Annotated in this window: 9 protein-coding genes; 5 read left to right on the top strand and 4 right to left on the bottom strand. The window is 55.7% G+C overall.

Features of this window, described 5'->3' with window-relative positions; genetic code table 11:
- The coding region (locus G6Q15_RS10890; RefSeq protein WP_164118674.1) for a helicase-related protein at positions 1 to 2295 on the bottom strand (2295 nt) is incomplete at its 3' end.
- Between the two features lie 263 nt (positions 2296 to 2558).
- On the opposite strand from G6Q15_RS10890, the gene G6Q15_RS10885 reads away from it, so the two are divergent.
- The 4 genes from G6Q15_RS10885 to G6Q15_RS10870 are packed head-to-tail and all read left to right on the top strand — an operon-like array spanning position 2559 to position 7975.
- Complete coding sequence (locus G6Q15_RS10885; RefSeq protein ID WP_240330857.1) at positions 2559 to 4082, top strand: M23 family metallopeptidase; 1524 nt, start codon at positions 2559 to 2561, stop codon at positions 4080 to 4082.
- Positions 4083 to 4133: 51 nt separating this feature from the next.
- On the top strand, positions 4134 to 5126 hold the full coding sequence (hemB, locus tag G6Q15_RS10880) for a porphobilinogen synthase (RefSeq protein WP_164118693.1): 993 nt from the start codon (positions 4134 to 4136) through the stop codon (positions 5124 to 5126).
- Positions 5119 to 7422 carry a fused MFS/spermidine synthase gene (locus G6Q15_RS10875; RefSeq protein ID WP_240330856.1) on the top strand — a complete coding sequence of 768 codons (2304 nt, stop codon included), beginning with the start codon at positions 5119 to 5121 and terminating at the stop codon, positions 7420 to 7422. Before hemB ends, G6Q15_RS10875 begins: the two co-directional genes overlap by 8 nt.
- Positions 7412 to 7975 carry a gamma carbonic anhydrase family protein gene (locus tag G6Q15_RS10870; protein ID WP_164118672.1) on the top strand — a complete coding sequence of 188 codons (564 nt, stop codon included), beginning with the start codon at positions 7412 to 7414 and terminating at the stop codon, positions 7973 to 7975. The genes G6Q15_RS10875 and G6Q15_RS10870 overlap by 11 nt, the downstream gene beginning before the upstream one ends.
- 36 nt (positions 7976 to 8011) lie before the next feature.
- Here G6Q15_RS10870 and G6Q15_RS10865 read toward each other — a convergent pair whose 3' ends face one another.
- The 3 genes from G6Q15_RS10865 to G6Q15_RS10855 form a co-directional block, all read right to left on the bottom strand.
- Positions 8012 to 8407 (bottom strand): hypothetical protein, encoded by a 396-nt coding sequence (locus tag G6Q15_RS10865; protein ID WP_164118670.1) that lies wholly within the window; start codon positions 8405 to 8407, stop codon positions 8012 to 8014.
- Positions 8408 to 8682: 275 nt separating this feature from the next.
- A complete protein-coding gene (locus G6Q15_RS10860; RefSeq protein ID WP_164118668.1) occupies positions 8683 to 8931 on the bottom strand; it encodes a hypothetical protein in 249 nt (82 codons plus the stop codon).
- A 143-nt stretch (positions 8932 to 9074) separates the two neighbouring features.
- Complete coding sequence (locus tag G6Q15_RS10855) at positions 9075 to 9638, bottom strand: hypothetical protein (RefSeq protein WP_164118666.1); 564 nt, start codon at positions 9636 to 9638, stop codon at positions 9075 to 9077.
- 352 nt (positions 9639 to 9990) lie between these two features.
- On the opposite strand from G6Q15_RS10855, the gene G6Q15_RS10850 reads away from it, so the two are divergent.
- Positions 9991 to 10749, top strand: coding sequence for a hypothetical protein (locus G6Q15_RS10850; protein WP_164118664.1), 759 nt, complete (start codon positions 9991 to 9993; stop codon positions 10747 to 10749).
- Positions 10750 to 10835: the final 86 nt, after the last annotated feature.

Raw genomic sequence — 10835 nt, 5'->3', positions numbered from 1 at the left:
GTCACTACGTTCCTGATGCGCCGCACGGATCAGTTTTTCGCTCATATCGACACGCAGCCATTGTGAACCATAGGCCAGATAAGCAGGCGGTGGGCCGCCAGTTTCGGGTGCGGCAACTATAGGTGCAAAGCTGGCAATGGCAGAGGCATCGGGCACTGCACGGCCGTTATAAAGTGCGGAAAGCATCGCAAACACTTCTTGCGGCAATGGTTTGATCATATGCGGCATAAATAGCGAAAAACTGCCCACCACAATGCCGGGTTGACGCAGCTTTTGCCGCGCCTCTGCATCCATACCCTGTAACAGCGATGCGATCTGTGCCCGTTGCACCGTGCCGCCGCCTTCTATCAGCTGCACATATAAAGCGCGTGCCTGTGCTGGGCAGTTTTCATCTTTAGTAAGGTTTTCCAGCTTCATGAGCGGCTCTAGCGCCTTGGCAATATGTGCCTCGGTCACCGTAGAAACGTGCGCCACCACCGACTCACGCGAGGTATCGTCCAAAAGCGCAAGTGAGCGGTCCGCCACAAGACGCGGCATGAGCAGTGAGGTAGCTTTTTCTGCCGCCGCAATCACATTTTCGCGCCATACCACCACTACGCGGCCTGTCTCATCGGCTTGCAGCGAGAATTGCGCGGCTTCATCGCCGCATAGCTCTTTGGCCCGTTCTGCTAGGATGTTACCCAGATATTTTTCTGCAGCGGCAAGCAGCATTTTGCGGTCGGCGAGTTTTGCGTCCGCATCAATGACAAATTCGAAACCACTGAGCGTTCCGATGGCTTCATCATCCACCTTGATCACGTTATTTTCATCCAGAGTGACAGGTAACAAGCTTGCATCCTTCCCTAATTGCCGCATCAGAACCGTGGTGCGGCGGTCGACAAATCGTTGCGCCAGGCCATTATGCAGGGCATCTGACAGTTTCTGTTCCACGCTGCGTGCCCGGTCAGCCATTTCCGCAGGATTGGCAAGCCAGTCGGGTCGCTGTGCTATATACGCCCATGTGCGGATTGCCGCAATACGTCCCGCCAGCACATCGACATCGCCCTGCACATTATCGAGTTCGGTAATTTTACGTGCCATGAACGAATGTGGTAAATGACCATGTCCGCGCGATAAATCCTGCCAGAGCTGGGCCACGAAGCGGGCATGATGCTCTGCGCCCAGCTTGCGAAAGTCAGGCAGTGAACATGCTGCCCAGAACCGGGACACCATCGCCTTGCCTTTCACGGTGCCTGCGACTGCTTCATTGGCTGCCAATGTACGAAGTACGGCAAGATCGACCGTTTCGGGTGCCGCACGCAATTCACCGCGCTGCGGTTTTCTCTCAAGGTCCGCAAGCAGTGTTTCCAGACTTGTCATACGTGGACCCGATTCGCGCCAGTAAAGCTGTGACAATGGCGCAAAGCGATGCTCTTCCACCGCTTCCACTTCCTCGGGTAATAATTCATTATCTGCCCTTTCACCTGCAAGCGTGCCAAAAGTGCCGTCGCGCTGATGCCGCCCGGCACGCCCGGCAATCTGCGCAATTTCATGTGGGTGCAGCCGCCGCTGTTTCCTGCCGTCAAATTTACGCAGACTTGCAAAGGCGATATGGTCGACGTCCATATTGAGCCCCATACCGATGGCATCGGTGGCGACGAGATAATCAACCTCGCCATTTTGAAACATTTCGACCTGTTTATTGCGGGTATGCGGACTGAGCGCGCCCATCACCACGGCCGCACCGCCGCGGAAGCGACGCAGCATTTCCGCCACGGCGTAAACTTCCTCGACTGAAAAAGCGACGATGGCGGAGCGCGGCGGCAGGCGGGACAGTTTCTTTACCCCGGCATAGCTGAGCGTGGAAAAACGCGGACGGGTAATAATTTCGGCATCCGGCTCCAGCGCATCCACCATAGGGCGCAGGGTTTCCGACCCCATGACCATTGTTTCTTCACGGCCGCGCGCATGCAGCATCCGGTCGGTAAAGACATGGCCGCGTTCCGGGTCCGCCCCCAGCTGCGCTTCGTCAATCCCCATAAAGGCAAGGTCACGCTCCATCGGCAACGATTCCATAGTGGCGAGAAACCAGCGCGCGCCCGGTGGTACAATCCGCTCTTCACCCGTCACGAGTGCGACCTGATGATCGCCTTTTATGGCGCGAACCCGGTCATAGACTTCGCGTGCCAGCAAGCGGAGCGGGAAACCGATCGCGCCGCTGGAATGGCCGCACATGCGCTCAATGGCCAAATGCGTTTTGCCCGTGTTGGTGGGGCCTAGCACTGCAGTGATATGGGGATGAAAGCCGGAGGACATTGCGGCCATACATTCCCGTATAATGGGCGTGGTTCAAGCGGTTTGTGAGGCAAATTTACAAATAGTTCCATGCCGGACTGGAATCTGCCGAACATATGCCACGGATTACCGCAGCAATCGGTTTTTTTTCGCAATGTTAGTTTGACATTAACCATATTCGTGCACAAGAATCCGCAGCAATAACAGAAATGACCGATTTCCGTGCGCGCTCATGATATTTTACATGGACACGCAGCGCCGGAATAGGCGATGAGGGGTCCGTTTTGTACCAACAAAATGCACGAGCCATACGCGCTGCGGCGCAAGCGAATATTTCCAAGGAAGCACAGCCCACCGGCTGGCGCGGCAAACTTGCCAATATCGACTGGACGCCTGATCTGGGTCAGAATATTGGCAGCGGTGACTGGTTTCGCGGACTTGCCACCATGGTGTCGCTGGCTGCGGTAAGTCTGTTCTTCTGGCCCGGTTTTGAACCCATTCGCGCTGAACCTGCAACGCGGATGAGCGCGGCGCAGCTTGATGAATTTCGCGCGCTGGCCATCGCACCGCTGGCTTATGGCGGCGATACGGGCCGCAAGATGCGCGCCACAGACGCTGTGATTGCCCTGAAAGAAAGCCCGGAGCGGCCCAGTATCGACTTGGCGGCGACATTCGGGCGCGGGGACAGTTTCGCCCGTGTGTTGCAGCGCGCAGGCGTTGGCGGTGATGAAGCATCCAATATTGAAAATATGCTGGCAGGGGTGATGTCGCTGTCCGACCTGAAACCCGGAACGCAGCTGGATATCACACTGGGCCGCCGCACATCGCGTGATGAACCGCGCCCGGTAGAGAATATTGCTTTCCGTGCGAAATTTGACCTGAATGTCGAAATTGCTCGTCAGGGTGAGGGGCTTGCACTGAAGCAAAAGCCTATCATTGTCGATGAGACGCCGCTGCGCATTCGCGGCAAAGTGGGTTCCAGCCTTTACCGTTCGGCGCGTGCTGCGGGTGCGCCCGCAAAGGCGATACAGGCCTATCTGCGTGCCCTTGGTACCAAAATGTCGGTCAGCCGCGATGTGCGTTCGACTGATGAATTCGATATTGTGCTGGGGTATAAACGCGCGGAAACGGGCGAGATTGAAGTAGGCGACCTGATGTATGCCGGGTTAGACCGCGGCGGTAAATCCAAGGCACAGCTGCTGCGGTGGAAAAGCGGCGGCAAGACACAGTGGTTTGAAGCTTCCGGTGTTGGCGAAAGCCGCGGCGAACTGGCGCGGCCGGTGCGCGGACGGGTCAGCTCACGCTATGGCATGCGCCGCCATCCAATCCTGAAATACCGCCGGATGCACAGCGGCCTTGATTTCAAGGCGCGGCATGGCGAGCCGATTTATGCCGCTACCGATGGTGTGGTTCAATATGCCGGGCGCAAAGGCGGTTTCGGCAAATACGTGAAAATCCGCCATGGTGGCGGTCTCGCGAGCGGATATGCGCATATGAGCCGCATTGCTGTATCATCAGGGCGCCGCGTGCGCCGGGGTCAGATTATCGGTTATGTCGGTTCTACTGGCCTGTCGACCGGACCGCACCTGCACTATGAGCTTTATCGCGGCGGTCGCACAATCAACCCGCAATCGGTGCGTTTTACTACGCGCGCGCAGCTTTCGGGTAGCGATTTGCGTAATTTCAAGGCCAAGCTGGCGCGGCTGAAACGTGTTGAGCCGGGCGCTGCGCTGCGTTCTATTACCAAGGCGGAAGAGGTGAAAGAACCGGTCCGCGAGATTGAACGCATCGAGGCCAGCAGCTCCTGAAACGCTCTTGGCGGGAGTGTCCCGCAGCGCTAGGAAAGTCCAATGCCTGATATGCCCTCATTCCCATCCACCCGCCTGCGCCGCACGCGCTCCACTTCGTGGAGCCGCAACCTGGTACGTGAGACCCGGCTGTCGCCGCATGACCTGATCTGGCCATTATTCATTACATCCGGCAACGGCGTTGAAGAACCGGTGGCCAGCCTGCCGGGCGTGTCGCGCTGGTCCGTTGACAATATTGTCGATCGTGCCCGCGAAGCGGTGACGCTGGGTATCCCATGTGTGGCGCTTTTTCCGAACACACCGCCGGACAAGCGCAGCGACGACGGTGCTGAAGCGTTGAATCCTGATAATCTGATGTGCACTGCGATCCGGGCGGTCAAGGATGCGCTGGGTGATGAAATTGGCGTGCTGACCGATGTGGCGCTCGACCCTTATACCAGCCATGGTCAGGACGGCCTTATTGATGAAAAAGGCTATGTGCTGAACGATGCCACCAGCGAAGTGCTGACCGCGCAGGCGCTGAACCAGACTGAGGCCGGAGCGGATATTATTGCACCGAGTGACATGATGGATGGGCGTATTGGCCGGATCCGCAATGCGCTGGAAGGTGGCGGACATCACAATACGCAGATTATGGCCTATTCCGCCAAATATGCGAGCGCCTTTTATGGTCCTTTCCGTGACGCGGTGGGGTCTGGCGGGCTGCTCAAGGGCGACAAGAAAAGTTATCAGATGGATCCTGCCAATGCGGATGAAGCGATGCGCGAAATCGCAATGGATATTGCCGAGGGTGCGGACAGTGTGATGGTCAAACCGGGCCTGCCTTATCTGGATATCGTGCGCAGTGCGGCGGATGGTTTCAATATACCGCTCTTCGCCTATCAGGTGTCCGGCGAATATGCGATGATCGAAGCTGCAGCCGCGGCAGGTGCGGGAGACCGTGATGCGCTTATTCTTGAAACGCTGATGGCCTTCAAGCGTGCGGGGTGCAGCGGTGTGCTCACTTACCATGCGGCCTATGCCGCACGGTTACTGAATGACTGAAAAACTCGCTCATCCTGTTTATGCGCCGCGTGATATGGCGCGCTATGCCAAGCCGCTTTTTGTGGCGACGATCCTGACAGGTTCTTTCCTGCTGTTTCTGGTCCAGCCCATGATTGCACGCATGGCGTTGCCCCGTCTGGGCGGTGCGCCCAATGTGTGGAACAGTGCGATGCTGGTCTATCAGGCACTGTTGCTTGGCGGCTACGCTTATGCCCACCGTATTTCGGCACTGCGTCCCAAAACACAAAGCAGCGTGCATGTCGTATTGCTGCTGTTTGCTGCATTCTGGCTTCCCGTTGGCCTGATGATGATACAGCCGCCACAGGGCGAAGCCGTGTTCCTTTGGATTTTATGGCTGTTGATGGCGTCTATCGGGCCGCTGTTTTTCGCTATTTCCGCGCAGGCGCCCCTGATGCAGAGATGGTATGCGTTTGTTGAAAGTGACGAGGAACCTTACGCGCTTTATGCGGCGTCAAATTTCGGCAGCTTTACAGGATTGCTCGCTTATCCGCTGTTGGTGGAACCCTATATGCCAATTGCCATGCAGCAGATGCTGTGGAGCGCACTTTACGTTTGTTTGATGCTCCTGGTGGCGGCCTGTGCACTGGTCACCATGCGTCACGGGTATGCAAGTGAAAAAGGAACTGCACATGATGTTGCGGCGGCATCCAGTCCGCGCCCTGCGCTGCGGCAGTGCCTGTACTGGATCATTCTTGCCTTTGTGCCATCGGGCCTGATGCTATCCACGACGACGCACCTGACCACTGACCTTATCGCCATGCCGCTGCTTTGGGTTATCCCGCTTGGCCTGTACCTGCTGAGCTTTACTGTGGCTTTTGCAACAAAGCGCATGTTGGCAGATATCGTGACATCGGCTGCACCGTTCATCATATTGGCAGGTGGCGGAGGCGCTTTCATGGTCAGTGGCGGTAGTTCGATGATTGCTGCTGCGATCAGCCTGGTACTGATGTTTGTTGTCGCCATTGCGCTACACACACAAATGTACCGGATGCGGCCGTCGCCCGATCACCTTACACTGTTTTACCTGATGATGTCTGTGGGCGGAGTATTGGGCGGCATATTCTGCGCACTGGTGGCGCCGCTTATCTTCGACTGGATATATGAGCACCCTATACTCGTTGTGCTTTCGGCGTTGCTCGTGCCGCAAAAGGCTTTGCTTAATCCTTCCGCTTTTACGGAAATGGGTTCCGGCGCGCGTAGCAGGGCATATTATATACTCGCTGCTATCGCACTGCTCATATCCTTTCTTATTTTCAAGACCTGGGGGACTCCCCACGATGCACCCGGCTATTTCGCGTTGACGGCTATATTCTGCCTCGGGCTGCTATGCATGGGCAGACCGGTTGCATTTGCCTTATGCGTTGCTGCTGTCATGCTGGGCTATGGCGGGTGGATGAATATAAACCGGTCACTCGATGATACGCGTACGCGCAGCTATTTCGGTGTTTATACGGTTGCGGATTATCCCGAAGAAAACATACGCCGCCTGTCGCATGGCACCACGCTGCACGGGATGCAGTTCACCGACGCAGCGCGTGAAAAATCACCGACCACATATTATGGCCCACAATCGGGCGTGGGTCTTGCATTGGCCGCTGTACCGCGGCTTTTTGGCGACACGGCGAAAATAGGCATAGTCGGCCTCGGCACAGGTACGCTTGGGTGTTATCGCACAGCGGGTCAGGCATGGCATTTCTTTGAAATCGATCCGGCGATGGTGGATATTGCCAAGGACCCCACGAAATTCACTTATCTTTCCAAATGCACACCCGATGCGCCAATACATATTGGTGACGCCCGGCTGACACTGGCTGAGCGGGAGCCGGCCAGTTTTGACCTGCTCGTTATCGACGCCTTCTCATCCGATGCTATTCCAATGCATCTGCTGACACATGAAGCTTTTGGTGTGTATGAGGCGGCAATGGCTGAGGACGGGCTATTGGTGATCCATATCTCCAACCGCTACGTAAACCTGCGCCCCGTACTTGCAGCCGAAGCGCAGAGGCGCGGCTGGACACTTGCGGAACGGTTCAACGATATTGATGTAGAAAGCAATACGACAGGGGAGTCTTCCTCGTCCTGGATTGCCTTTGCCAGGGATGAAGACCGCCTGAAAGAATTGACCGGTACTGTTGCCAGCACTGATGGTGTAGACGGAAACGGAGCCATGTGGCAGCCTGTCAAACAGCGAGAGGGCTTTGCCGGATGGACCGATGATTATGGTTCCGTATTGCCACTGCTGAAATTCCTGGAGGAGACCGGTGATGCAAAATGATATGACCATATTGCCGCTGCACGGCAAGGCACCCCAAATCCATGACAGCGCTTTTATCGCTCCTGGATGCCGGATTATCGGTGATGTCGAAATCGGACCCGATGCCAGCATCTGGTATAATTGCGTCATCCGCGCTGACGTGAACCGCATTGTGATCGGTGCACGCACCAATGTGCAGGACGGGACCGTCATTCACTGTGACAGCCCCAAGCCGGGCCGGGAAGAGGGCTTTCCCACCATCATTGGTGAAGATGTACTGATCGGTCATATGGCGATGGTGCATGGCTGTATATTGGAGGACCGCGCCTTTGTCGGTCTGGGCACGATTGTTATGGATGGCTGCGTGATAGAGGGCGATGGCATGCTCGCTGCGGGGGCAATGCTGACGCCGAACAAGCGTATCGAATGTGGCCAGCTATGGACAGGCCGCCCTGCCAAATATCTGCGCGACCTTCCCGAACCCGCCATTGCCGAAATGCGGGCCGGGGTGGCCCATTATGTTGAAAATGGGCGTGCGCATAAAGACACCAACCAGAAAACTGGCGGGTTATAAGGGCGGGTATTTGGCTCCATCCTCATTAAATCACACTTATCTGCGGCGTGAGTAGCGCCGTGTGCGGTCTTCGCGGAAACTGGTGATGCGGTATCCGCGCTCTCGCATTTCCTTGGCATAATCCTTTTTCGCGTCGCGAATTTCATTATGATATTCTTCATATGCATCGCGCCGGTCTTCCGCGTCGGTGGCGCGGCGCAGGTCGCTTGCCAGTTCACGTTCCGCTTCGCTGATATCGGTCTTGTAATCAAGCCAGTAGCTATTGCTGTCATTATTGGGTGCCGCTGGCAAATAGCCGCCGCTGCGCACCACGATATCGCCATGATGGCGGCCATGTCTTTCCGGGCCGGGATGTGCGCTGAGCGCGGTTGGCATGGCTGCTGCAGCGATGATTGTCGCTGCTATGAGAGATAGTTTTACCTGTTTCTGCATGGGGAACTTCTCCTTTCCTTAAGGAAAACGGCCCTCACACAGACAATATTTACCAAAGATGAAATCCTGTAGCCGGGGTCACGGGATTCGACAGGTAGTGTCTTAGGCGCGGCGGTTGAACGAATGGCGCAAGCGTATCTACCGAATTCAAGAAATCCGGCGGGCGGCCATGATGGGGTGCGCCACCCGCCGGATTACTGGCATGCTGCGGGACCAGATTTCCGCCTGCCATAGCCAGGTTCATGGACCCGGCTAAACTGGTGTTTCAGTCCTAATCAGCCATAATGCATGGCTGTGGGGCGCTCACCGCGCTCACGTGCCGCCATGGCCTGGTCGGCAGTGCGTGTCATTTCTTTCAGTTTTGCTTCGCGTTCGCGTTTTTGGGCAGGGGCTTCAAACCCGAAAATATTCAGCCCTGCGACCAGTTTCTCCCGGTTTACACTACCCGTCCCGATAATCAGGGCCAGACCGATGGATGCGATGGAGATGCACGAGAAAGTGATGAAAGCGCTGTTGATATCCATGATGAGCTATTCCCTTATTTTGACCATTATATGATTTTCGGTGCCGGTCTCAGTGAACAAAGTCTCGCCATGGCTGGTTAAGGACAGGTAAGCGGATATGGTTACGCAAATATTGGGATTGATTCAGCCCAGATTCCCGAAGATTATTTTTCCGCTGCGCCTTCTTCTTTTTTCCGAACAAAGCGCTGTTGGTTGGCAATGTGCCAGCTTTCACCGCCATCGACAGACATTTCCATGGTCGAACCGAAACTGTCCGGCGTAACGCTGTGCCGTGTAAAGCGCAGCATCATGGTGGAGCCATCATCCATGGCCACATTGGGTGTGGTGCGTGTCTCGCTGCTATCGGGTCCGATCATCTGCCACAATACGCCGTCGCTGCCGACCGATGCCATTTCGACTTCACTTGTTTTGGGCCGAACGAAAAACAGGATGGCCGATGTTTGCCGCCAAGCCGGAATAGTACTGGTGCCGGACACGATGCGGTCGGGCAGCACCCATTTGAAGACATAAGTTCCCTTCGCGCTTCCCAATATTTTCCCATCGGTGTCGATAAAATCGGTTTCCACCTCCCATGTTCCAATCGCATGGCGCAACTGTTCGACCGCTATGGGATCAGGTGCTGCTTGCGCCGCCGCCTGTGCCTGCGCAGTGGCCGCGCCGGACAATAGCATCAGGCCCATCAGAGCCGCCATCATATATCTCATCATTGTATTTCCCCTCATCAATGGCTTTATGGTGGCATATGGAATCGTGCATATCCACGATGTTTCGACCGGCAGGATGCGAGTGTCGACTAGCGCTTGACGAGCTAAGGTGGGCAATTGATAATTATGTCTGCATCGGTTCAAGTCGCGTATCCATCGCGGTATTGACGGAAGCCCATCACCGGATGATGATTTTGGTTGTCCTGCGGTGGGGCTGGCTTGACTTCACCCATGGAGCGTTCCTTATATGACTATATGCAGAGACATGTATTTGACGCTTTCTTTCCAAAGACTTGAAAGCCGCACGCCCATATGCTGAATTACCTGTTGAATGCATGAAGGGGAGAATAGGGATATGCATAAGATTATTCACAAATTGCCCGTGGCCATGGCCGCGATAGCCATGATGAGCACGCCAGCCGCTGCGCAGGAAGTGCCGTCTGCAGCGCAGGATGTGGCACAAGCGGCGGATACGGTTGGAGAGGAGGCTGCACAATGTGAGCTGCATGTATGGCCCAGTTACAATTATCTCGGCTTTAATTCGGGTCTGCTCTCCGGCTTCGGCCCCATAGGTGCGCTGGCGGACATGGAGGCACACAAGGGCAAAGTGGCCACGGTTAAGGACCTGATGGCCGATTATCTGGGCCCTGACATCCAGATGGCCGAGCTGAACAAGGTCGGCATTACCGAAACACTGAATCTGGAAGGCTATAATGTGATTGTCCAGGACCCTTTCCCCTCTGCTGATGAGGCAAAGGAAGATCCTGAAATCAAGGCACAGCTGAAGGCGATTAATAAGCGCGTCAAGGACAAGAAGCGGCTGACTGATTCAGACGCGGACTGCTATGCCGAACTGGTCACTACGCATATATTCTACCACAAGGCGATGATGTATGGCAGCAACTTGTTTACTGGCTTTCTTTACCGCGAGTTTAAGGGTGACAAACAGGGGTTCGTGGGCAAGGGGCAGGTGAAAAACCCGCTTGAGGAGTTTCCGCCCAAATCAGAAGACATGGTGGATGCGGCCAAGCTTGAGCTGCGCGATGCTTACTCGAAGGACTTCACCGAATATGTCGAGAAAAAAGTGATGAAAAAGAAAAAACGGCGCAAATAAACCCACCACACCGTGAGTTGTTTCACTCGCCAGCGCCAGTTTCAGCCGTGCCATGAACATGAGCTGTAACTGCGCGTCAGGCGGAA

The organism is Sphingorhabdus sp. Alg239-R122 (assembly GCF_900537065.1).
GTDB lineage: Bacteria > Pseudomonadota > Alphaproteobacteria > Sphingomonadales > Sphingomonadaceae > Alg239-R122.
This window is presented reverse-complemented; position numbering and strand designations above follow the sequence as displayed.

Coding starts and splice junctions, on each gene's coding strand:
- hemB (WP_164118693.1), top strand. CDS start 4,134: ATGCCCTCATTCCCATCCACCCGCCTGCGCCGCACGCGCTCCACTTCG.
- G6Q15_RS10875 (WP_240330856.1), top strand. CDS start 5,119: ATGACTGAAAAACTCGCTCATCCTGTTTATGCGCCGCGTGATATGGCG.
- G6Q15_RS10870 (WP_164118672.1), top strand. CDS start 7,412: ATGCAAAATGATATGACCATATTGCCGCTGCACGGCAAGGCACCCCAA.
- G6Q15_RS10865 (WP_164118670.1), bottom strand. CDS start 8,407: ATGCAGAAACAGGTAAAACTATCTCTCATAGCAGCGACAATCATCGCT.
- G6Q15_RS10860 (WP_164118668.1), bottom strand. CDS start 8,931: ATGGATATCAACAGCGCTTTCATCACTTTCTCGTGCATCTCCATCGCA.
- G6Q15_RS10855 (WP_164118666.1), bottom strand. CDS start 9,638: ATGATGAGATATATGATGGCGGCTCTGATGGGCCTGATGCTATTGTCC.
- G6Q15_RS10850 (WP_164118664.1), top strand. CDS start 9,991: ATGCATAAGATTATTCACAAATTGCCCGTGGCCATGGCCGCGATAGCC.